A 22,829-nucleotide genomic window follows, 5' to 3' on the forward strand; every position below is an offset into this window, starting at 1 on the left:
GCTGTCTATGATAGATATCAAGTGCTGCCGTGGTGCAGAGCTTCTTGGCAAGACAACCCAGTAAGGAAAGAGTAAGTATGGATAAATGGCGGCTTTTGGCATTGGGCCTGTGTCTCACTGCATTTTCTGGTGCAACACTGGCGGACTCTTTGGATGCCCAGCGTCAGCGTTACCTGCAAGTCAAACAGGCTTGGGACAGTAATCAGACAGCGGTCGTGCAGCAATTGATGCCGACGCTGCGGGATTACCCACTGTATCCGTATCTGGAATACCGGCAGCTGACGCAGGATCTTTCGACGGCCAGCGTTGCGCAGGTGAGCCAATTCCTGCAGATGCACCCAACGTTGCCACCAGCCCAATCGTTGTCAGCCCGCTTTGTCAATGAATTGGCAAGCCGCGAGGACTGGCGCACGCTGCTGACATTCAGCCCGCAGGCACCAAAGCCGGTTGCGGCGCGTTGTAATTACTATTACGCCAAATGGGTGACCGGCGATCAGCAGGCTGCCTGGAGTGGTGCAGACGAGATCTGGTTGAGCGGTAAAACCTTGCCAGGTTCCTGTGACAAGCTGTTCGGTGTTTGGCAGGCGGCTGGCAAGCAAACGCCGCTCAACACGTTGGCGCGTATGAAGCTGGCACTGGCCGAGGGTAACAGCAGCCTGGTGAACTACCTGTATCGCCAGCTACCCGCTAGTTATCAGACCATGGGCGATGCTTTGGTGCGCTTGCAGAATGATCCAACCACGGTGGAATCCTTTGCCCGTAGCGTTGGCCCAACCGACTTTACCCGTTCGGCTACCAGTATCGTTTTCGCCCGCCTGGCGCGTCAGGATGCGGAAAGTGCTCGTGCGATGATCCCAACCCTGGCCCGTTTGCAGAAAATGAGTGACAGCGAGAAACTGGAGCTGGAAGAAGCGGTGGCCTGGCGCCTGATGGGTAGCGATGCCACTTTTGAGCAGACTCAGTGGCGCGATCAGGTGATCTTGCGCAGCCAGTCCCCAGCGCTGCTGGAGCGCAGGGTGCGTATGGCGCTCGGGGTTGGCGATCGTGCCGGGGTGAAAACCTGGTTGGCACGTTTACCGGAAGAGTCGCGTAATAAAGACGAATGGCGTTACTGGCAGGCCAGTCAACTGATTGACGACGGTCAGCGCAGCGAAGGGGAGCAAATACTGCGTAGCCTGATGAATGAGCGCGGTTTTTACCCCATGGTAGCGGCACAAAAACTGAATACGCCTTACCCGATCAAGGTGCTAGCCGCCACCAAGCCTAGCGCTGCTTTGGTGAATGGCCCGGAAATTGCCCGCGTGCGTGAACTGATGTACTGGAATATGGATAACCTGGCGCGCAGCGAATGGGGTTCATTTGTCGCCAGCCGCAGCAAGCCGGAGCAGGAAGCTTTAGCGCGCTATGCGTTTGAACAGAAATGGGCCGACCTGAGCGTACAGGCTACCATTGTCGCCAAACTGTGGGATCATCTGGAGGAACGTTTCCCGATGGCATGGTCGCAGGACTTCCATCGCGCCACCGAGGACAAAGGTATTACGCCAAGCTATGCCATGGCGATTGCCCGGCAGGAAAGCGCCTGGAACCCGAAAGCCCAATCACCCGTGGGCGCATCCGGGTTAATGCAGGTGATGCCGCGTACCGCTCAGCATACGGTGCAGATGTACGGTATTCCCGGGTATGCCAGCCCGAGTCAACTGTTTGATCCTCAAACCAACATCAACATTGGTACCAGTTACCTTGAGTCGGTATACCAGCAATTTGGCCGCAACCGTATTTTATCTTCGGCTGCGTATAACGCTGGCCCATCGCGGGTGAATACCTGGTTGGGTAACACCGATGGCCGCGTTGATGCGGTGGCGTTTGTCGAAAGTATTCCATTCTCGGAAACCCGTTCTTATGTGAAGAACGTTTTGGCTTACGACGCATTTTACCGTTACTTTATGCATCGCCCGGCCAAAGTGTTGACCGATGCGGAGTGGCAACGGCGCTATTGATGTTGAAGGCATGCCCTGCTGGCCTGAGTTTGGTCGGCCAGTGGGGATATGTTATGCTCTCGTACTAGTTTAATAGTATGGTGGCTGCCATGACGCAATTATCACTCAACGATCCCGCCCTCTCCGAACAAGGCAATGACGATTGGCTGCGCTTTGTGGCGCTGTTGCAAAGTTCGTTTGCCCAAGACTTGCATCAACAACTGATGCAACTGCTTTTGACACCGGATGAACGCACCGCACTCGGGACACGTGTGCGGATCATTCAGGAATTGATGCGTGGTGAAATGAGTCAGCGCGAATTGAAGAATGAATTGGGTGCAGGGATTGCCACCATTACCCGTGGTTCAAACAGCCTTAAAGCGGCATCTCCAGCGCTGAAGCAGTGGTTGGAGCAGCAGTTGCTGGGCGATGCACAATAGCATCACCTCAGCGGATTTATTGATGCGGTGTATTGCTAGTGTGGTTGCGATAAATCGGGTTGTGGAATGGCACCAGTGCCAACAGCAATGCCTGATGGTAAACGCTGGTGCGGCTCAGCCTGCCATCAGTGAAAATACCGATCGCGCCGCCTTGGCGTTTGACCTCGGTATTGCCCGTCAGCTCTGCCATTTCACTGCCCAGTTCGCGACCAGCTCGGATTCCCTGTAAAATAGCTTCTGGCAGCATCAGGCTGGCAGAACGCGATTCACCACGGGTTTGTGGGTTTTCTATCGTCATCCAGGCGAAGGTCATGTTTTCTTCGATCCCGGCTTCTACACCAACCCAAAAATCGGCTTCTGGCCGCACTTGCCGTGCTTCCATTACCCGCTGCCGGGCACCGGTACGCGTTTCGACATTGCCTATTGGCTGCATTGAGACTCCGCTGGCGACGTCGACGGACTCGATGCGGCACTGGCCTTCGCCAAAAGTATCTTCAAAGGCCAGTTGAATAGCCTTAATCTTTGCCGGGTTGGTAGTTGCAGCAATAACATGGTACATAACGGGTCTAATATCCTTCTAGCCGATACGTCAGGCGCCGTTATAAGTGGCCGCCGGGCGCAGATAAACTCAAGTTTCACGCAGTATAACGGAAAACAAACATGTTACAGGTATACCTTGTTCGCCATGGTGAAACGGAATGGAACGCGGCACGCCGTATTCAAGGCCAGTCCGACAGCCCATTAACCGCCACAGGTGAATATCAGGCACAACAGGTTGCCAATCGCGTGTGCCTTGAAGGCATTACGCACGTGATTACCAGCGATCTGGGCCGCACTCGTCGCACCGCACAAATTATTGCTGAGGCGTGTGGTTGTGACGTGATTAATGATGTTCGGTTGCGCGAGCTGCATATGGGGGTGCTGGAGGAGCGCCTGATCGACAGCCTGACGCCACAGGAAGAGCAGTGGCGTAAACAGATGGTCGATGGTACTGCTGATGGCCGTATTCCTCAAGGTGAATCCATGGTGGAGTTAGGCGTGCGCATGCGTGCTGCGCTGGAAAGCTGCCTGCAGTTGCCGCCAGGCAGCAAGCCGTTGCTCGTCAGCCACGGTATCGCATTGGGTTGCCTGATAAGCACCGTGCTGGGGTTGCCAGCCTATGCAGAGCGTCGCCTGCGTTTGCGTAACTGTTCACTGTCACGCGTCGATTATCAGCAAAGCCCATGGCTGGCTTCTGGCTGGATCGTCGAAACCGCAGGTGATGTCTCGCATCTGAGCATGCCAGCGTTGGACGAACTGCAACGCTAACGCCGGATCGGGATCAGGTAATCACACTTGATCTCGGTCGATGCTTGCGGCGGTCTGCGGTCACTCTGCGGATAAAAGCGCTCAATATCATGGCCTTTACGGCGCGTCAGTTCGAGCGCCGGTAGGCAAGTGCCATACAGCATCAGGATAAAGTCCTGCAGGCCCGAGCTTGGCCCCTGATAGTTAAACCTGACATACTCGCCACCCGGCAGTATCACGGGCTGGCCTTCCTGCGCGTTCGCCGGAACGTGGTTCGGTTCCAGTGCGGTGGTATACAGCACTTCCTGTTCATCGTCTCTTTCTGGGTTGGGCCGCGAATGGTGCAGGCCGTACAGCACTGGTGGCAGGGTTTCCGCCTCACCCAGAAACTGACACCAGAACTGCGCACGCAGCTCATTACGGAAATTGGAGATTTGCTCCAGGTTGCAGGAGTAGCTCTGGGTCAGGCCAATCAGGTGCTGTTCCGGCTGAGTGACAAACTCCGGCTTTGGCAAGGTGAAGGCCCCCAAACGTATTGGTGGACAGATACCGAAAGCGCTCCAGTCTTCCAGGCGGCGATACAAGGCTGGGGTTTGAGCAAATTGTTTTTTGAACGCGCGGGTGAACGTCTGCTGTGAATCAAAGCGATATTGTAGGGCAATATCCAGAATCGGGCGGCTGGTTAAGCGTAATGCGACAGCGGCTTTGGATAGCCGTCTGGCGCGGATGTAAGCGCCGATGGCATGACCAGTGATATCTTTGAACATCCGTTGTAGATGCCATTTAGAGTAACCCGCTTTTGCGGCCACGTTGTCCAGTGACAAAGGTTGGTCCAAATGGCTTTCCAGCCAGCTAAGCAGATCACGAATGATACCGGCTTGATCCATAGATCTTCCTCGTAAAACTGTGGGGTCGTAACCCGAACGATTTAATTTATCACGCTGGTACCTGATGCTAACTGACTCATTCATTAATCAGTTGCACTGCACGCATGCCCCTCTCTCTGCGCCGGGAGGCTGCGTGGGAGGGAATGCAATAGCGGGCACAAAGAAACGATAACGCCGCATAATAGCAACTTTTTTACTCTGCGACTCCCAAAGATTTTTTCTCCGCGCTGTGTTAAAAATGGCGACTTGGGCCGAGAAAATCCCTTATCTGTGACGTAAAACATCAGCGTTCTTCATGAGTGCCTCGTTTTCCCTTAGGCTGTTCTCTAGGAGTTAAGTGAATGAAAAAAGGATGGATATTCTGCTTTAGCCTCGCTTGCGCTGCTATCGGTAGTGCACAGGCGGAACAGGTGGGCTCCGTCGATACGGTATTTAAGCTGTTTGGCCCAGACCACAAAATCGTGGTTGAAGCGTTCGATGATCCTGACGTTAAAAATGTAACCTGTTATATCAGCAGGGCAAAAACCGGCGGGTTAAAGGGCGGGCTCGGGTTGGCAGAGGATACCTCGGATGCCGCCATTTCCTGCCAGCAGGTTGGGCCGATTGCCTTGAGCGACAAGATTAAGAATGGTAAATCGGAAGGCACCGTGGTGTTCCAGAAACGGACTTCACTGGTGTTCAAAAAGCTGCAGGTCGTGCGTTTTTATGATGCCAAACGCAATGCGCTGGTGTATTTGACCTATTCAGACAAAGTGATTGAGGGCTCCCCGAAGAACGCGTTGAGCGCGGTGCCAATCATCCCATGGGGCGAAGCCAGATAAAGCAAAAGGGGTTCAGTATCCTGAACCCCAAACTCAACCGTTGCAGCCGTTATTCTTCCAGATCGCCGCAGAAGCGGTAACCTTCACCATGAATGGTGGCAATGATCTCCGGTGTATCCGGCGTCGATTCGAAGTGCTTACGAATGCGGCGGATGGTGACGTCTACGGTACGATCGTGTGGTTTCAGCTCGCGACCGGTCATCTTCTTCAGTAACTCGCCACGGGATTGGATTTTGCCCGGGTTTTCACAGAAGTGCAGCATGGCGCGGAATTCGCTGCGTGGCAGTTTGTATTGTTCACCTGCCGGACCGATCAGCGAGCGGCTGTTGATGTCCAGTTCCCAGCCGTTGAACTTATAGCTTTCAACCAGCTTGCGTTCTTCACCGACGCTACCCAGATTCATGGTGCGTGACAGCAGGTTGCGCGCACGGATAGTCAGTTCGCGCGGGTTGAAAGGTTTGGTGATGTAATCATCAGCACCAATTTCCAGGCCAAGGATTTTATCCACTTCGTTATCACGGCCAGTCAGGAACATTAACGCTACGCTGGCTTGTTCACGCAGTTCGCGTGCCAGCAGTAGGCCGTTCTTGCCCGGCAGGTTGATATCCATGATAACCAGGTTGATATCATTTTCAGACAGGATGTTATGCATTTCTGCACCATCATTGGCTTCATGAACAACGTAGCCTTCCGCCTCGAAAATGCTCTTCAGGGTGTTACGAGTGACTAACTCGTCTTCGACAATCAGAATGTGCGGGGTCTGCATATTTGCTACCTAAAATTGCCAACAAAATAGAAAATAGGAAGTACAGAAGTCTTTGTATTCTTCTTGGAGGGCAGAGATACCGCTCACATTCCCTCAATGGTCAAACGACTAAAGTACGTAAACTCGTTCTTGATGCACTTTCCATCAATGTCAACAAGATCGCTAGCTTGGAGGAGACGCTGTTATCAGCATTCCCAAATGATGCCAAAACGGCGCATATCCTAACCCTATTAACAGCAATATAACAGTGCGTGCCGAATTCATCACCCAACAAAACTACGCTTTGTTGACATATATCAAATTCAATTCTAGCACGTTAACAGATTTGTGAAAAACACTTACAGAAATGCCAGCTTAAGTCATAGATTAACAAATACTGTGAACGATTCAGCATTGCTATAGCCAATGCGCTACAATCGTTGTTTGAATGCGATTGGTTTTTTATTAACTCAATGATTAATAATTAGATTAATGATATTTATTTAATTATAGGTGTTTCGTTATATTTACATAACTAACGGTGTGTTTTACAACATTGTTGGAGTGGATTAGTATGTTAAGTATTTGTAAATATAATCATGCTGGCCGCGACAATAAAAGAACTATTTCTACTTTTTTGCTGGAGTAATGATGCAGTTTCATATCGTGTTAGTGGCTCCGGCCAGGCCAGAAAACGTGGGTGCAGCGGCGCGGGCGATGAAAACCATGGGGTTCAATTCGTTGCGTATTGTGGATAGCGAAGCCCACCTGCAACCGGCAGCGCGCTGGGTGGCCCACGGTGCCGGTGACATTCTGGACGCAGCGCAAACATTCCCCTGTTTGCAGCAGGCGCTGGCCGATGTGGACTTTACCGTTGCGACCACCGCCCGTAGCCGCGCTCGTTTTCATTACTACTGCACGCCACAGCAACTGACCGGCCAACTGCAGGAACGCCAGCAATGGGGGCAACAGGCCGCATTGGTGTTTGGCCGCGAGGATTCCGGCCTGACCAATGAGGAGTTGGCGCTGGCAGATTTGCTGACCGGTGTGCCGATGGTTGCTGATTATCCTTCGCTTAATCTCGGTCAGGCGGTGATGGTGTATTGTTACCAGCTTGCTGAACTGATGAAAGTCACTGCGCCGCAAGAACCGATAGCCCATGCTGGGCAACTGCGGGCCTTGCGCGAGCGGGCAGATCGGTTGTTGCACGCGCTTGAGGTCAGTGATGACCAAAAATTGCACGATTGGCTCCATCAGCGGCTGGGCGTATTACAACAGCGCGATATAGTGATGTTGCATACGCTGTTGCATGACATTGAAAAAAAATTACTGAAGTGATGTTAATGTTATTTTTTGTAAAACCAGTGTAATTGACTGCTTTATTGGCTTTTTATCGATTTTTTATTCCGTCATTCGGTGGCTTGTCTGTTGCATTGCGCACAATCCGGTTTGGTTGTTAAATGATCAAATTGAAGAAATAATTTGACTTGGGAAAGCGATTGCTTTAACCAATATAGGGGACAAGATTCTAATGAGACAGACAGACCAATGCGTTACATCAGCCTGAACACCACAATTATTACCACCACCGATACCACAGGTAACGGGGCGGGCTGACGCGCACAGGAAACAAAAGAAAAAGCCCGCACCTAACCAGTGCGGGCTTTTTTTTCGTCATAAATTCAGGAGATAACATAAATGCGAGTGTTGAAATTTGGTGGAACTTCGGTGGCGAATGCAGAACGCTTTCTGCGCGTTGCCGATATCGTGGAAAATAACGCGCGTCAGGGACAGGTAGCCACGGTATTGTCCGCCCCCGCCAAGATCACCAATCACTTGGTGGCGATGATAGAGAAAACGGTGGCAGGCCTTGATATTCAACCCAATATGAGCGATGCAGAGCGCATTTTTGCTGAGTTGCTGAGTGGTCTGGCCAAGGCATTACCGGGCTTTGAGTACGATCGCCTGAAAGCGTTGGTCGATCAGGAGTTTGCGCAGCTGAAACAGGTGCTGCATGGCGTGGCGTTGCTGGGGCAGTGCCCGGATAGCGTCAATGCTGCCATCATCTGCCGTGGTGAAAAGCTTTCGATTGCCATGATGGAAGGCGTATTCAAAGCCAAGGGTTATCCGGTTACCGTGATCAACCCGGTGGAAAAACTGCTCGCGCAGGGTCATTACCTGGAATCAACGGTTGATATTGCCGTGTCCACACAGCGTATTGCCGCCGCTGCAATTCCTGCGGATCATATCGTGCTGATGGCAGGTTTCACCGCCGGTAATGACAAAGGCGAACTGGTGGTGCTGGGGCGTAATGGTTCCGATTATTCCGCTGCGGTGCTGGCGGCCTGCCTGCGTGCAGATTGCTGTGAGATCTGGACTGATGTCGACGGCGTTTATACCTGCGATCCGCGCACAGTGCCGGATGCCCGATTGCTGAAATCGATGTCGTATCAGGAAGCGATGGAGCTTTCTTACTTCGGTGCCAAAGTGCTGCACCCGCGTACCATCACCCCGATTGCCCAGTTCCAAATTCCCTGCCTGATTAAAAATACCGCCAATCCGCAAGCTCCCGGCACCTTGATCGGTGGCGAAAGCGTGGATGCGGATATGCCGGTGAAAGGGATCACCAACCTGAACAACATGGCGATGATCAACGTGTCCGGCCCTGGCATGAAAGGGATGGTGGGCATGGCGGCGCGGGTGTTTGCTGTGATGTCGCGTGCGCGCATCTCCGTGGTGCTGATCACCCAATCCTCTTCCGAATACAGCATCAGCTTCTGTGTGCCGCAGAGTGAACTGCTGCGCGCCCGCCGTGCATTGGAAGAAGAGTTCTATCTGGAACTGAAAGACGGTGTGCTGGAGCCATTGGACGTGATGGAACGCCTTGCGATTATCTCGGTGGTGGGCGATGGCATGCGCACCTTGCGCGGTATTTCGGCACGTTTCTTCTCGGCGCTGGCACGTGCCAACATTAATATCGTGGCGATTGCTCAGGGCTCTTCCGAACGTTCTATTTCTGTCGTGGTTGACAATGATTCTGCGACGACCGGCGTGCGCGTCAGCCACCAGATGCTATTCAACACCGATCAGGTGATTGAGGTGTTTGTGATTGGCGTCGGTGGTGTCGGTGGGGCATTGATCGAACAGATTTATCGCCAACAGCCATGGCTGAAGCAAAAGCATATCGATCTGCGCGTTTGTGGGATCGCCAATTCGCGCGCGATGCTGACTAACGTGCACGGTATTGCGCTGGAAAGCTGGCGCGATGAACTGGGCAGCGCCCAGGAGCCGTTCAACCTTGGCCGTCTGATTCGTCTGGTGAAAGAATACCATCTGTTGAACCCGGTGATTGTTGACTGTACTTCCAGCCAGGCAGTGGCCGATCAGTATGCCGATTTCCTGGCCGATGGCTTCCACGTGGTGACGCCAAACAAGAAGGCCAACACCTCATCAATGAACTATTACCAGCAACTGCGCAGCGCGGCTGCGGGGTCACGCCGCAAATTCCTGTATGACACCAACGTGGGTGCAGGCCTGCCGGTGATCGAGAACCTGCAGAACCTGCTCAATGCCGGTGATGAACTGGTGCGTTTCTCCGGTATCCTGTCGGGTTCACTGTCGTTTATCTTTGGCAAGCTGGATGAAGGGATGTCGCTGTCGGCAGCCACGCTGAAAGCGAAAGCCAACGGCTTTACCGAGCCCGATCCGCGTGATGATCTTTCAGGTATGGATGTGGCGCGCAAACTGCTGATTCTGGCGCGTGAGGCGGGTTATACGCTTGAGTTGAGCGATATCGAGGTGGAGTCGGTATTGCCAGCGTTCTTTGATGCTTCGGGCGATGTCGAGACCTTCATGGCCCGTTTGCCTGAGTTGGATGCTGAATTTAGCCGCCGCGTGGCTGCTGCTGCCGAACAGGGCAAGGTGTTACGCTACGTGGGTGTCATCGAAGAAGGCCGTTGCCAAGTGCGTATTGATGCGGTAGATGACAACGATCCATTGTATAAAGTGAAGAACGGCGAGAATGCTCTGGCTTTCTACAGCCGTTATTATCAACCCATTCCGCTGGTGCTGCGCGGTTATGGTGCGGGTAATGATGTGACTGCGGCAGGGGTCTTTGCCGATCTGTTGCGCACATTGTCATGGAAGCTGGGAGTTTAATATGGTTAAGGTGTATGCACCGGCCTCAATTGGTAATGTCAGTGTCGGATTCGACGTCTTGGGGGCGGCAGTTTCCCCCATCGACGGTTCGCTGCTGGGCGATTGCGTGAGCGTGGAAGCCGCTTCCCGTTTTAGTCTGGAGAATGCCGGGCGTTTTGTCAGCAAGCTGCCAACGGATCCGCAAGAGAACATCGTTTACCAGTGCTGGGAGCGTTTCTGTCAGGAGATTGGCCGTGAGATCCCGGTGGCGATGCGGCTTGAGAAAAACATGCCGATCGGTTCTGGATTAGGTTCCAGCGCCTGTTCGGTGGTAGCTGGCCTGATGGCCATGAATGAGTTCTGCCATCGTCCGTTGGATAACATGCAGTTGCTGGCGCTGATGGGCGAACTGGAAGGGCGGATTTCTGGCAGCGTGCATTATGACAATGTTGCGCCGTGCTATCTTGGCGGCCTGCAGTTGATGCTGGAAGAAGAAGGCTTCATCAGCCAGGAAGTGCCCTGCTTTAAAGAGTGGCTGTGGGTGATGGCTTACCCCGGCATTAAGGTTTCCACTGCCGAAGCGCGCGCTATTTTGCCTGCGCAGTACCGCCGTCAGGACTGTATCAGCCATGGCCGCTATCTGGCGGGCTTTATTCACGCTTGCCACACGCAACAACCGCGCTTGGCCGCCAAACTGATGCAGGATGTGATTGCCGAACCTTATCGTACCCGCCTGCTGCCCGGTTTTGCTGAGGCGCGCAAAGCCTCACAGGAGATTGGCGCGCTGGCCTGCGGTATTTCCGGTTCTGGTCCAACGCTGTTTGCGATCTGTGATGACAGCGCGACCGCGCAACGCATGGCTGATTGGCTGACTAACCACTATCTGCAAAACGACGAAGGTTTTGTTCATATTTGCCGCCTGGATACTGCTGGCGCTCGACTATTGGGATAACGCATGAAACTGTACAACCTTAAAGACCACAATGAACAGGTCAGCTTCGCGCAGGCGATCAAACAGGGGTTGGGCAAACAGCAGGGGCTGTTTTTCCCGCTGGAATTGCCCGAGTTTGAGCTGAGCGGGATCGAACAACTGCTGGAGATGGATTTCGTTACCCGCAGCACCAAGATCCTGGCTGCTTTTATCGGGGATGAGATCGATGAGAAAGCATTGCATCAGCGGGTAGAAGCTGCTTTTGCCTTCCCGGCCCCGGTTGCACCGGTTGAGAAAGATGTGGCTTGTCTGGAACTGTTCCATGGCCCAACGCTGGCGTTTAAAGACTTTGGTGGACGTTTTATGGCGCAGATGCTGGCAGAAGTGGCAGGCGATCAGCCGGTGACCATTCTGACCGCGACCTCCGGTGATACCGGTGCTGCCGTGGCTCACGCTTTCTACGGGCTGAAAAACGTGCGTGTGGTGATCCTGTATCCACAGGGTAAGATCAGCCCGCTGCAGGAAAAGCTGTTCTGTACTCTGGGTGGCAACATCCACACTGTGGCGATCGACGGCGATTTCGACGCTTGTCAGGCGTTGGTCAAACAGGCGTTTGACGACCAGGAGCTGAAAGATGCGGTGCATCTGAACTCCGCCAACTCGATCAATATCAGCCGCCTGTTGGCGCAAATCTGTTACTACTTCGAAGCCGTGGCCCAATTGCCTCAAGAAGCGCGCAATCAGTTGGTGATTTCGGTACCGAGCGGTAACTTTGGCGATCTGACCGCTGGGCTGCTAGCGAAATCCTTGGGGTTGCCGGTGAAGCGTTTTATTGCTGCCACCAATGCTAACGATACCGTGCCGCGTTTCCTCAGCAATGGCGAATGGCAGCCGCACGCTACCGTGGCAACGCTGTCCAATGCCATGGATGTCAGCCAGCCTAATAACTGGCCGCGGGTGGAAGAGTTGTTCCGCCGCAAGATCTGGCAGCTCAAAGAATTGGGCCACGCTGCGGTGAGTGATGAAACCACTAAAGACACCATGAAAGAGCTGGCAGCGCTGGGTTATCTTTCCGAACCGCACGCGGCTATCGCTTACCGCGCGTTGCGCGATCAGTTGAAAGAAGGGGAGTTCGGCCTGTTCCTGGGGACGGCGCACCCGGCCAAGTTCAAAGAGAGCGTTGAGGCGATCCTGGGTCAGGAGTTACCGCTGCCAGCAGCACTGGCCGCGCGTGCCGATCTGCCGCTGTTGTCGCACCATATGTCGGCTGACTTTGCCAAATTGCGTCAGTTCCTGATGGCTCTCCCGGCCTGATGAAGGGGGCGCTCAGCGCCCCTGCCAGGGTATCAAGGCCGCTTGTTTACAGGCGGCTTTACTGTTCTGGGCGTTTGAACACCAGTTCGTTACCTGCCGAGGATGTTTCATCAAAAGCATAACCTTCCAGATTGAAATCAACCAGTTGTTCACTCTTGGTCAGGCGGTTTTTGATGATGAAGCGGCTCATCAGCCCACGCGCTTTTTTGGCATAGAAACTGATCACTTTATATTTGCCGTTTTTCTCATCAAGGAATACCGGCTTGATCAACGATCCCTGTAATTTGGCTGGCTTTACCGATTTGAAGTATTCGTCAGAAGCCAGGTTAACGATCACCTCATCACCTTGCTGCTGCAGCGCTTCGTTCAGTTTTTTGGTGATCCGATCGCCCCAGAAACTGTACAAGTCCTTGCCTTTCGGGTTTTCCAGCTTGATCCCCATTTCCAGGCGGTAAGGCATCATCAGATCCAATGGGCGCAGTACGCCATACAAGCCAGAAAGCATACGCAGATGCTGCTGGGCAAAGTCGAAATCTTCCTCGCTGAAATCCTGTGCCTGCAGCCCGGTATACACATCGCCTTTAAACGCCAGCAGAGCCTGACGGGCATTTTCTGGGGTGAACTCAGGCTGCCACTCGCTGAAACGTGCCGCATTCAGGCCCGCCAGTTTATCGCTGATGCTCATTAGGCTGGCAATTTGCGCGGGCGTCAGTTTACGGCAAATGTTGATCAGCGCTTTCGATTGATCCAGCAGCTCAGGTTGCGTAAAACGTTTGGTCGCCAGTGGGCTTGCATAGTCAAGGGTCTTGGCAGGTGAAATAATAACGAGCATGGCCACATCCTGTTTATCAAAGAACAGATACTGTAACAAAAAGCGCGGCAGAAGGGATAAATGGCTGTGATAGGGCGCGCTTGGCGCACGCCCTAAGGGGTGATTACGGTTTTTTGCGTTCCCAGATACCGGGTTCTAACTGCGATTTCAACTCAGGATAATAGCTCACATCGAAGGTCGGCAATCTGCCGATCGAACGCTGGTGGTTATAATCCCTGGTCAGCTTTAAAGCCACGCCAGACAGCAACAAAATCGCCGTCAGATTGGTGATAGCCATCATCGCCATTGAGATATCCGCCAAGCGCCATACCGTTGGCAGTTCGGCCATGGCGCCGAACATCACCATGCCCATGACTACGCAGCGGAAAATCAGCAGCACAGCCGGATGATGGCGCTCAAGAAACAGCAGATTGCTTTCGGCATAGGAGTAATTGGCGATGATCGACGTAAAGGCAAAGAAGAAAATAGCCACGGCGATGAAAGGCGAACCCCAAGCGCCGAGAGCGTTGCTCAGTGCCCGTTGGGTCAGGTCAATACCGCTGATATTGGTTGGGGGATGATCCAGTGCACCGGACGCCAGAATGATCGCGGCGGTCGCGCTGCAAATGACAATGGTATCGATAAATACGCCGAGCATCTGCACATAACCCTGTGACACGGGATGAGGCGGATACGGCGTGGCAGAGGCTGCCGCGTTGGGGGCGGAACCCATGCCCGCTTCGTTGGAGAATAATCCCCGCTGTACGCCCTGAGTCATGGCCTGTGAAATACCATAACCAATGGTTCCTGCAGCGGCTTCCTGCAGGCCGAAGGCGCTTTTAAAAACCAACAGCAGGATCGCAGGCATATGCTCAATATTCTGGGCGATAACCCACAGCGCCAGCAGCAGATAAATGGCCGCCATCAGCGGCACCACTTTTTCAGCAACGCGGGCAATGGCACGAATACCGCCAAAAATCACCAGGCTGCTCAGAATGGCCAAGGCAATTCCGACGTGCATCGGTTTAAGATTAAAAGCGACGGCGCTGGCTTGGGCGATCGAGTTAGCCTGCACGGCATTGAACACCAGGCCAAAGGCGATGATCAGGAAGATGGAGAACAACACGCCCATCCAGCGCATGCCCAGCCCTTTTTCCATGTAGTAAGCCGGGCCACCGCGGTAGTTACCTTTATCGTCTTTGGTTTTGTAGAGCTGGGCCAAGGTACTTTCAATGAAAGAGGTTGCCATACCAATAAAGGCCACCACCCACATCCAGAAGATAGCACCGGGGCCACCCGCAGTGAGGGCGATGGCGACGCCGGTCAGGTTGCCAGTGCCAACGCGGGCGGCCAGCGACGTACAGAGCGCCTGGAAAGAGGAGATACCGGCGCTGTCGCTCTTGGTGCTGTTTTTCAACACTGAGAACATGTGGCCGAAGTGGCTGATCTGGATGATGCGGGTACGCAAAGTGAAGTAAAGACCTGTACCCAGCAATAAATAGATGAGCACTGATTTCCAAAGAATATTGCTGATAAAGTTGATTAGATCTGTCACAGATCTCTCCTTGTTAAGCTCTACAGCGCAATGCGCTCCATTGACTCAAGGTGGAAAGCTATCTTCAAATGATTATACCCTTCATACTTCAAGTTGCTTGGGTGTTGGCCGCGTGACTCGGCCCATGCTGGGCCTCGCCCCTTCGGGGCCGCCGCAAGCGGCGTTCAAATCTGCCAAGCAGATTTGTCATTCACCCTGGTCACATAGTTTATCTATGCTCCCAGGGCTTCACTCAGTTGCCGCCTACAAGCAACTCGAATTATTTTGGGTATACAATCAATGAGCTGAATTTTATTTGATTTCAGCGGGGTGAGATTTTTCTTGGATTGTAGACATAAATAGATTAATTGGCGCAAATTTAACATAATTTATAACGGCGAGTGCACGGTAATGCCGTTCTGTTTCCTCGTGATTTACGAAGGTTACTGATGTAAACGGTTGCTTCAACAAGAACGAAACCTGCGCCGTAAGGCGGTGATTCTCCAGCCTTGCACCGGGCCTTGCGCATGTTATTATCAGCCTAGGGCATGGTTGAACGATGCCAAGAGTTCATGCACAAACGATGAGATAATACCAACATGACCGATAAATTAACTTCCCTACGCCAGTTTACTACGGTGGTTGCGGATACGGGCGATATTGCTGCAATGAAGCTGTATCAACCGCAAGATGCCACAACCAACCCTTCGCTGATCCTTAATGCAGCCCAAATTCCTGAATACCGCACACTGATTGATGAAGCTATCGCCTGGGCGCGTAAGCAGAGCAGCGATCGCGAACAACAAGTTGCCGACGCCGCAGATAAGCTGGCGGTCAACATTGGTCTGGAAATACTGAAATTGATCCCAGGCCGTATTTCTACCGAAGTGGACGCGCGTCTGTCTTATGACACCGAAGCCAGCGTGGCCAAGGCCAAGCGCCTGATCAAACTGTACAACGAAGCAGGGATCGGTAACGACCGTATCCTGATCAAACTGGCTTCAACCTGGCAGGGGATCCGCGCCGCTGAACGCCTGGAAAAAGAAGGCATTAACTGTAACCTGACGCTGCTGTTCTCCTTCGCCCAGGCGCGTGCCTGTGCCGAAGCCGGTGCCTATCTGATTTCTCCGTTTGTTGGCCGTATCCTTGATTGGTACAAAGCCAATGGCGACAAAAAAGAGTTTGCTCCGCACGAAGATCCGGGTGTGATTTCCGTGACTGAAATCTATCAGTACTACAAACAGCACGGGTATGAAACCGTGGTGATGGGTGCAAGCTTCCGCAACGTTGGCGAAATCATCGAGCTGGCCGGTTGTGACCGCCTGACCATCGCACCTGCGCTGCTGAAAGAATTGGCAGAGAGTGCAGGGGCACTGGAGCGTAAACTGTCCTATACCGGCGAAGTGAAGGCGCGCCCGGCACCGCTGACTGAACCTGAGTTTTACTGGCAGCACAACCAGGATCCCATGGCGGTTGAGAAACTGACCGATGGTATCCGCAAATTTGCCGTAGACCAGGGCAAGCTGGAAAAAATGATCGCCGATCTGCTGTAATTAACGGCAACTCGCGTGGAAAAGGTGGCTCAGGCCGCCTTTTTTGTGCCTGTTTTCCCACGTTGGAGTGCAGACACCGTATACTTCCGGGATGAGTCATTGGGTAGGAAATGAACCTGCCCGTAGCATTTTAGCGACAGAGGTTAAGCATGGACACATTACGCATTGGTTTGGTTTCAATTTCTGACCGCGCTTCCGGCGGCGTTTATCAGGATAAAGGGATTCCTGCCTTGGAAGCCTGGCTGAGTAGCGCACTGGCAACGCCTTTTGAACTGGAAACCCGGCTGATCCCCGATGAGCAGATGCTGATTGAAAATACACTGTGTGAATTGGTCGATGAAATGGGCTGCCATTTAGTGCTGACGACCGGCGGTACCGGCCCGGCGCGCCGCGATGTAACCCCTGATGCCACGTTGGAGATTGCCGATCGGGTGATGCCCGGCTTCGGCGAGCAAATGCGGCAAATCAGCCTGCACTATGTGCCAACCGCGATTCTTTCGCGTCAGGTTGGTGTGATCCGCAAACAGGCACTGATCATTAACCTGCCGGGGCAGCCCAAGTCGATCCAGGAAACATTAGAAGGGGTGAAGGACGAGCAGGGCAAGGTGGTCGTGCAAGGTATTTTTGCCAGCGTTCCTTATTGCATTCAACTGCTTGAGGGGCCTTATGTAGAAACCCATGAGGCCGTGGTCGCCGCATTTCGCCCTAAAAGTGCGCGCCGCGAGATAAATTAATAAATTTCAACCATCTGCGAAATAACGCTCAACCTATTTGGTGTGAAAATAATTTGCCGTTATAGTAAGGATTCGTTTACAAAAAGCGGCGTGCTTTTTTCTTGTTACAGTTCCCTTTAACGGTACCTTATGCACCACGACAATAATCGCCGGTTGAACCGGCAAGACTATAAAACTCTGACACTGGCAGCCTTGGGCGGCGCGTTGGAGTTTTATGATTTTATCATTTTTGTTTTCTTTGCTGCGGTAATGGGCGAGCTGTTTTTCCCGGCGGATATGCCGGAATGGCTGCGTCAGGTGCAGACTTTCGGTATTTTTGCAGCGGGCTATCTGGCTCGTCCACTGGGCGGCATCATTATGGCGCACTTCGGCGATCTGGTGGGCCGCAAGAAGATGTTCACACTGAGTATTCTCTTGATGGCGTTACCCACGCTGGCGATGGGGATGTTGCCAACCTATGCCAGCATCGGTATCGCGGCACCGTTGTTACTGCTGCTGATGCGGGTATTGCAGGGAGCGGCGATCGGCGGTGAAGTGCCAGGGGCATGGGTTTTTGTGGCCGAACACGTACCGCGCAAGCGTATTGGTTTTGCCTGCGGCACCCTCACTGCGGGGCTGACAGCCGGTATCCTGCTGGGTTCGCTGGTCGCAACTGCGATCAATACCACGCTCAGCCAGCAAGCGATCCTCAACGGCGGTTGGCGTATTCCGTTCTTCCTCGGCGGTATTTTTGGTTTGTTTGCCATGTATTTACGCCGCTGGCTGCAGGAAACGCCGATCTTTATCGAAATGCAGGCGCGCAAAGCACTGGCGGACGAATTACCGCTGAAGTCAGTGGTCGCCAATCACAAGAAAGAGGTTGCGGTATCCATGCTGCTGACCTGGCTGCTGTCGGCGGGTATTGTGGTGGTGATCCTGATGACGCCAACTTATCTGCAGAAACAGTTCGCTATTGCCCCGGCGTTGTCATTGCAGGCTAACAGTATTGCCATCGTGATGCTGACGATTGGCTGTATTACGGCAGGTTTGGCCGCCGATCGTTTCGGGGCCAGCAAGACTTTTATCGTGGGCAGTCTGTTGCTGGCGGGTTGCAGTTGGCTGTTTTATCACTCGATAGGCACGCATCCTGAAATGTTGTTTGCGACCTATGCTCTGGTGGGGTTCAGCGTGGGGATCGTCGGGGCGGTGCCTTATGTTCTGGTGCGGGCGTTCCCGGCAGAAGTGCGGTTTAGCGGGATCTCATTCTCCTATAATGTGGCCTACGCCATCTTTGGTGGATTAACCCCAATCTTTGTGACGCTAATCATGAGGTTAACGCCACTGGCACCGGCTTACTATGTATTGGCGCTGTCGATGATCGGGTTACTGTTAGGGATCTACCTGCGCCGTGATCTGAACGGGGAAAGCCGACTTTAACACCTCGGTTTCCAAACGTTAAAAAAGCCCTGGCGTTGTTGAAACTCCAGGGCTTTTTGTATGGGACTTTATCAATCAGGCGGTTGCGGTAATTTTCGCTGCTTGTGGCGCGGTGACGCTGCCGATTGGCAGGACGGTGCGGCCCAACTGTTCGTTGAGTACTTCTGCCATCGCCAGATAAATTGCACTGGCACCGCAAATGATCCCTTCATAACCGGCAAAGGTCAGGATGGCGTGGTTACCGGTGATGTTACCGATCGCCAGCAGGGCAAACAGCAGCGTCAGGCTGGCGAACACAAATTGCAGCGCACGGTTGGCGCACAGCGTGCCAAAGAACATGAACAGGGTGAAGACGCCCCACAGCGCCAGATAGACACCGAGCACGGTGGCATCGGTAGGTTCTGCCAAGCCCATACGCGGCAGCAGGAGAACCCCCACCAGGCTCAGCCAGAAGCAGCCATAAGAGGTAAAGGCGGTCAAACCGAAGGTATTACCTTTCTTGAATTCAAGAATGCCAGCAAAAATCTGAGCCATACCGCCGAAGAAAATCCCCATGCTGATAATGACGGAAGTCAGTGGGAAAAAGCCCGCATTGTGCAGATTCAGCAAGACGGTAGTCATTCCGAAGCCCATCAGACCGAGAGGGCCTGGATTCGCCAACTTGTTGGTGTGCATATGTCCTCTGTAATAACAGAATATTAACGAAAATGGATATGCCCGCTGTCTTTCAAGCCACTTGAAATATTTTGGGTATAGGTCATGGTCTGAAGGGCCGAAAAAACCTCGCTTCCATCAGAGCGCGCGGCATCATAATGATCCCCATGGCAGGAAACAATGATCTGACAGCGGGTAAAAACGAAATTTTTTTTGCTCAGGCCCTTGATGCTGCTCCGGATGGCCCCATCTTATTGACAACCGCAGTTGCCAACCGCGGATATCTCCTTCAGCTTGTAAATTGCCATCTGTTTTGCAGTTCACACGTTGAAGGGGATAAGACTGGAATATCGGGCAGTTGAAAAACGAAGAATTGCCCGCATATAGGTTAGCAACCTGACCGATTATGAATTTATTAGTGGAGATGTTTAGATGGGCAAAATTATTGGTATCGACCTGGGTACTACCAACTCTTGTGTAGCCATTATGGATGGTGGTAAGGCGCGTGTGCTGGAGAATGCCGAAGGCGACCGCACCACACCTTCAATCATCGCATATACCCAGGATGGTGAAATTCTGGTTGGCCAGCCTGCTAAGCGTCAGGCTGTCACTAACCCACAAAATACCCTGTTTGCGATCAAGCGCCTGATTGGCCGCCGTTTCCAGGACGACGAAGCACAGCGTGATAAAGCCATCATGCCGTACAGCATCGTTGCTGCCGATAACGGCGATGCCTGGCTGGAAGTGAAAGGCCAGAAGATGGCACCTCCGCAGATCTCTGCTGAAGTGCTGAAGAAAATGAAGAAAACAGCAGAAGATTATCTGGGTGAGCCGGTAACTGAAGCGGTAATCACGGTTCCTGCTTACTTCAACGATGCTCAGCGTCAGGCAACTAAAGATGCTGGCCGTATCGCTGGTCTGGAAGTGAAGCGTATCATCAACGAACCTACTGCTGCGGCGCTGGCTTACGGCCTGGACAAAGAAGTGGGCAACCGCACCATCGCGGTATACGACCTGGGTGGTGGTACTTTCGATATCTCTATTATCGAAATTGATGACGTTGATGGTGAAAAGACTTTCGAAGTATTGGCAACCAACGGTGATACCCACCTGGGTGGTGAAGACTTCGACAGCCGCCTGATCAACTACCTGGTAGAAGAATTCAAGAAAGACCAGGGCATGGATCTGCGCAACGATCCGTTGGCGATGCAGCGCCTGAAAGAAGCCGCTGAAAAAGCGAAGATTGAACTGTCTTCTGCTCAACAGACCGACGTGAACCTGCCGTACATCACTGCAGATGGTTCCGGTCCAAAACACATGAACATCAAGGTGACCCGTGCGAAGCTCGAGTCATTGGTAGAAGATCTGGTTGCGCGTTCTATTGAGCCGCTGAAAGTGGCTCTGAAAGATGCAGGCCTGTCGGTTTCTGACATTCAGGACGTGATTCTGGTCGGTGGCCAGACTCGTATGCCAATGGTTCAGAAGCAAGTTGCTGATTTCTTCGGTAAAGAACCACGTAAAGACGTTAACCCAGACGAAGCGGTTGCCGTAGGTGCTGCGGTTCAGGGCGGCGTGTTGGCCGGTGATGTGAAAGACGTTCTGCTGCTGGACGTGACCCCGCTGTCGCTGGGTATCGAAACCATGGGCAGCGTGATGACGCCGTTGATCACCAAAAACACCACTATCCCAACCAAGCACAGCCAGGTGTTCTCGACTGCCGAAGACAATCAGGCGGCGGTGACCATCCATGTGCTGCAGGGTGAGCGTAAGCGCGCTAACGATAACAAGTCATTGGGTCAGTTCAACTTGGACGGTATCCAGCCTGCACCACGCGGTATGGCGCAGATCGAAGTGACTTTCGACATCGATGCCGACGGTATTCTGCATGTGTCTGCTAAAGACAAAAACACCGGTCGTGAGCAGAAGATCACCATCAAGGCTTCTTCTGGTCTGAACGAAGAAGAAATCCAGAAAATGGTACGCGATGCGGAAGTGAACGCTGAAGCAGACCGTAAGTTCGAAGAGCTGGTGCAGACTCGTAACCAGGCGGATCACCTGATCCACGGTACCCGTAAGCAGTTGGAAGAAGCGGGCGATAAACTGCCAGCCGAAGACAAAACGGCGATCGAAGCCGCGCTGAAAGATCTGGAAGCGGCGGTTAAAGGCGAAGATAAAGCCGAGATCGAAGCCAAAACCCAGGCTCTGGTGCAGGTTTCTGGCAAGCTGCTGGAGATGGCACAAGCTCAGGCGCAGGCTCAGGGTGCTGATGCAGGTGCAGACAACGCGGCGAAGAAAGACGACGACGTGGTTGACGCCGAGTTCGAAGAAGTTAAAGACAAAAAATAATCGCCCTTAAGCGGGCACGGTGAGGCCAAAGGCCGTAACCGGAAACCAGCACGGGCGTCGAGGCAACTCTACGCCCGTGCACGCATGTTAAGGGTAAGTGAAATAATGGCGAAGAAAGATTGTTACGAGGTGCTCGGCGTCGCCAAGACGGCGGATGAGCGTGAGATCAAAAAGGCGTACAAGCGCCTGGCGATGAAGTATCACCCTGATCGCAATCAGGAAAAGGACGCCGAAGCCAGATTTAAAGAAATCAAGGAAGCCTACGAGATCCTGAGCGACGATCAAAAGCGTGCTGCTTACGATCAGTACGGTCATGCCGCCTTTGAACAAGGTGGTATGGGCGGCGGTGGCGGCGGGGCCGATTTCAGCGATATCTTTGGTGACGTGTTTGGCGATATCTTTGGTGGTGGGCGTCGCCAGCGTGCCAGCCGGGGTTCAGATCTGCGTTACAACATGGATCTGACGCTGGAAGAAGCCGTGCGCGGTGTGACCAAAGAGATCCGGATTCCAACGCTGGAAGAGTGTGACTCTTGCCACGGTAGCGGTGCAAAACCAGGCAGTTCGCCTGTCACCTGCCCAACCTGTCACGGTCAGGGCCAGGTGCAGATGCGCCAAGGGTTCTTCACCGTGCAGCAGGCTTGTCCGCATTGCCATGGGCGTGGGCAGATCATCAAAGATCCTTGCACCAAATGCCATGGCCATGGTCGGGTAGAAAAATCCAAAACGCTGTCGGTGAAAATCCCGGCAGGTGTTGATACTGGCGATCGTATCCGCTTGGCCGGTGAAGGTGAAGCGGGTGAACACGGCGCACCTGCGGGCGATCTGTACGTTCAGGTGCAGGTGAAGGCACACCCGATTTTCGAGCGTGAAGGCAATAACCTGTATTGCGAAGTGCCGATTAACTTCGCGATGGCCGCATTAGGTGGCGAGATTGAAGTGCCGACGCTTGATGGCCGCGTTAAGCTGAAAGTTCCTGCTGAAACCCAGACGGGTAAGTTGTTCCGCATGCGTGGCAAAGGGGTGAAATCAGTGCGTGGTGGCAGCCAGGGCGATCTGCTGTGCCGCGTGGTGGTAGAAACGCCGGTGAATCTGAACGATAAGCAGAAGCAGTTGCTGAAAGAGCTGGAAGAAAGCCTGGGTGGCCCTTCGGGGGATAAAAACAGCCCGCGCTCGAAAAGCTTCTTCGATGGCGTGAAAAAGTTTTTTGACGACCTGACGCGTTAAGCACATTTCTGCAGGTACC

At 53.2% G+C, this 22,829-nt stretch carries 20 protein-coding genes, 1 pseudogene and 1 other annotated feature; of the genes and pseudogenes, 15 read left to right on the top strand and 6 right to left on the bottom strand.

All coding sequences use genetic code 11. From position 1 onward, the window contains the following. Positions 1-77: 77 nt before the first annotated feature. Positions 78-1,997: a murein transglycosylase gene (gene sltY / locus IV04_RS16465; RefSeq protein ID WP_037398585.1), complete on the top strand. Its 1,920-nt coding sequence runs from the start codon at positions 78-80 to the stop codon at positions 1,995-1,997. An 89-nt stretch (positions 1,998-2,086) separates the two neighbouring features. After that, positions 2,087-2,416, top strand: a complete 330-nt coding sequence (gene trpR / locus IV04_RS16470; RefSeq protein WP_037398582.1) for a trp operon repressor — start codon at positions 2,087-2,089, stop codon at positions 2,414-2,416. A 16-nt stretch (positions 2,417-2,432) separates the two neighbouring features. Here trpR and yjjX read toward each other — a convergent pair whose 3' ends face one another. Continuing rightward, positions 2,433-2,975 carry an inosine/xanthosine triphosphatase gene (gene yjjX / locus IV04_RS16475; protein ID WP_037398580.1) on the bottom strand — a complete coding sequence of 181 codons (543 nt, stop codon included), beginning with the start codon at positions 2,973-2,975 and terminating at the stop codon, positions 2,433-2,435. Positions 2,976-3,076: 101 nt separating this feature from the next. Between yjjX and gpmB the strand changes: the two genes are divergently transcribed. Beyond that, the gene (gpmB, locus tag IV04_RS16480; RefSeq protein WP_037398577.1) at positions 3,077-3,724 is read left to right on the top strand and encodes a 2,3-diphosphoglycerate-dependent phosphoglycerate mutase GpmB; all 648 of its coding nucleotides are present in this window, start codon (positions 3,077-3,079) and stop codon (positions 3,722-3,724) included. Here gpmB and robA read toward each other — a convergent pair. After that, positions 3,721-4,590 carry an MDR efflux pump AcrAB transcriptional activator RobA gene (gene robA / locus IV04_RS16485; RefSeq protein WP_037398574.1) on the bottom strand — a complete coding sequence of 290 codons (870 nt, stop codon included), beginning with the start codon at positions 4,588-4,590 and terminating at the stop codon, positions 3,721-3,723. The genes gpmB and robA overlap by 4 nt on opposite strands. Before the next feature lie 341 nt (positions 4,591-4,931). Between robA and creA the strand changes: the two genes are divergently transcribed. Further along, positions 4,932-5,411 carry a protein CreA gene (creA, locus tag IV04_RS16490; RefSeq protein WP_037398571.1) on the top strand — a complete coding sequence of 160 codons (480 nt, stop codon included), beginning with the start codon at positions 4,932-4,934 and terminating at the stop codon, positions 5,409-5,411. A gap of 49 nt (positions 5,412-5,460) precedes the next feature. On the opposite strand, the gene arcA is transcribed toward creA, so the two are convergent. Then, positions 5,461-6,177 (bottom strand): two-component system response regulator ArcA, encoded by a 717-nt coding sequence (arcA, locus tag IV04_RS16495; protein WP_037398567.1) that lies wholly within the window; start codon positions 6,175-6,177, stop codon positions 5,461-5,463. 107 nt (positions 6,178-6,284) lie between these two features. On the opposite strand from arcA, the pseudogene IV04_RS27130 reads away from it, so the two are divergent. From IV04_RS27130 to thrC, 6 genes and pseudogenes are all read left to right on the top strand, one after another. Beyond that, positions 6,285-6,422, top strand: a pseudogene (locus tag IV04_RS27130) (hypothetical protein); the annotation flags it as partial. A gap of 385 nt (positions 6,423-6,807) precedes the next feature. After that, positions 6,808-7,494 carry a tRNA/rRNA methyltransferase gene (locus tag IV04_RS16500; RefSeq protein ID WP_037398564.1) on the top strand — a complete coding sequence of 229 codons (687 nt, stop codon included), beginning with the start codon at positions 6,808-6,810 and terminating at the stop codon, positions 7,492-7,494. Positions 7,495-7,704: 210 nt separating this feature from the next. Further along, positions 7,705-7,773 (top strand): thr operon leader peptide, encoded by a 69-nt coding sequence (thrL, locus tag IV04_RS26160; RefSeq protein WP_126533494.1) that lies wholly within the window; start codon positions 7,705-7,707, stop codon positions 7,771-7,773. Continuing rightward, positions 7,712-7,829, top strand: a sequence feature (Thr leader region). (Overlaps the previous gene by 62 nt.) A 25-nt stretch (positions 7,830-7,854) precedes the next feature. Beyond that, positions 7,855-10,314: a bifunctional aspartate kinase/homoserine dehydrogenase I gene (gene thrA, locus IV04_RS16505; protein ID WP_037398561.1), complete on the top strand. Its 2,460-nt coding sequence runs from the start codon at positions 7,855-7,857 to the stop codon at positions 10,312-10,314. 1 nt (position 10,315) lies between these two features. Further along, positions 10,316-11,245 (top strand): homoserine kinase, encoded by a 930-nt coding sequence (gene thrB / locus IV04_RS16510; RefSeq protein WP_037398558.1) that lies wholly within the window; start codon positions 10,316-10,318, stop codon positions 11,243-11,245. A 3-nt stretch (positions 11,246-11,248) separates the two neighbouring features. Beyond that, the gene (thrC, locus tag IV04_RS16515; RefSeq protein WP_037398556.1) at positions 11,249-12,538 is read left to right on the top strand and encodes a threonine synthase; all 1,290 of its coding nucleotides are present in this window, start codon (positions 11,249-11,251) and stop codon (positions 12,536-12,538) included. Positions 12,539-12,596: 58 nt separating this feature from the next. On the opposite strand, the gene yaaA is transcribed toward thrC, so the two are convergent. Beyond that, complete coding sequence (yaaA, locus tag IV04_RS16520; RefSeq protein WP_037398552.1) at positions 12,597-13,370, bottom strand: peroxide stress protein YaaA; 774 nt, start codon at positions 13,368-13,370, stop codon at positions 12,597-12,599. A 103-nt stretch (positions 13,371-13,473) separates the two neighbouring features. Beyond that, positions 13,474-14,904 carry a sodium:alanine symporter family protein gene (locus IV04_RS16525; protein WP_037398548.1) on the bottom strand — a complete coding sequence of 477 codons (1,431 nt, stop codon included), beginning with the start codon at positions 14,902-14,904 and terminating at the stop codon, positions 13,474-13,476. Between the two features lie 578 nt (positions 14,905-15,482). Between IV04_RS16525 and tal the strand changes: the two genes are divergently transcribed. The 3 genes from tal to IV04_RS16540 all read left to right on the top strand — a co-directional run bounded on the left by tal (position 15,483) and on the right by IV04_RS16540 (position 18,586). Further along, entirely contained in the window at positions 15,483-16,436 is a 954-nt protein-coding gene (gene tal, locus IV04_RS16530; protein WP_037398545.1) for a transaldolase, read from the top strand. Positions 16,437-16,585: 149 nt separating this feature from the next. Next, the gene (mog, locus tag IV04_RS16535; RefSeq protein WP_037398542.1) at positions 16,586-17,170 is read left to right on the top strand and encodes a molybdopterin adenylyltransferase; all 585 of its coding nucleotides are present in this window, start codon (positions 16,586-16,588) and stop codon (positions 17,168-17,170) included. A 129-nt stretch (positions 17,171-17,299) separates the two neighbouring features. Next, positions 17,300-18,586, top strand: coding sequence for an MFS transporter (locus tag IV04_RS16540; protein ID WP_037398539.1), 1,287 nt, complete (start codon positions 17,300-17,302; stop codon positions 18,584-18,586). A gap of 75 nt (positions 18,587-18,661) precedes the next feature. Here IV04_RS16540 and satP read toward each other — a convergent pair whose 3' ends face one another. Next, positions 18,662-19,261, bottom strand: a complete 600-nt coding sequence (satP, locus tag IV04_RS16545; protein WP_037398535.1) for an acetate uptake transporter — start codon at positions 19,259-19,261, stop codon at positions 18,662-18,664. A 411-nt stretch (positions 19,262-19,672) separates the two neighbouring features. Here satP and dnaK point away from each other — a divergent pair, with 411 nt between their 5' ends. Both dnaK and dnaJ read left to right on the top strand, forming a co-directional pair. Beyond that, entirely contained in the window at positions 19,673-21,586 is a 1,914-nt protein-coding gene (gene dnaK, locus IV04_RS16555; protein ID WP_037398528.1) for a molecular chaperone DnaK, read from the top strand. A gap of 105 nt (positions 21,587-21,691) precedes the next feature. After that, positions 21,692-22,810: a molecular chaperone DnaJ gene (gene dnaJ / locus IV04_RS16560; RefSeq protein ID WP_037398525.1), complete on the top strand. Its 1,119-nt coding sequence runs from the start codon at positions 21,692-21,694 to the stop codon at positions 22,808-22,810. The last annotated feature ends 19 nt before the right edge of the window (positions 22,811-22,829 follow it).

Source organism: Serratia sp. Ag1 (genome assembly GCF_000743355.1).
Classification (GTDB): Bacteria; Pseudomonadota; Gammaproteobacteria; order Enterobacterales; family Enterobacteriaceae; genus Chania.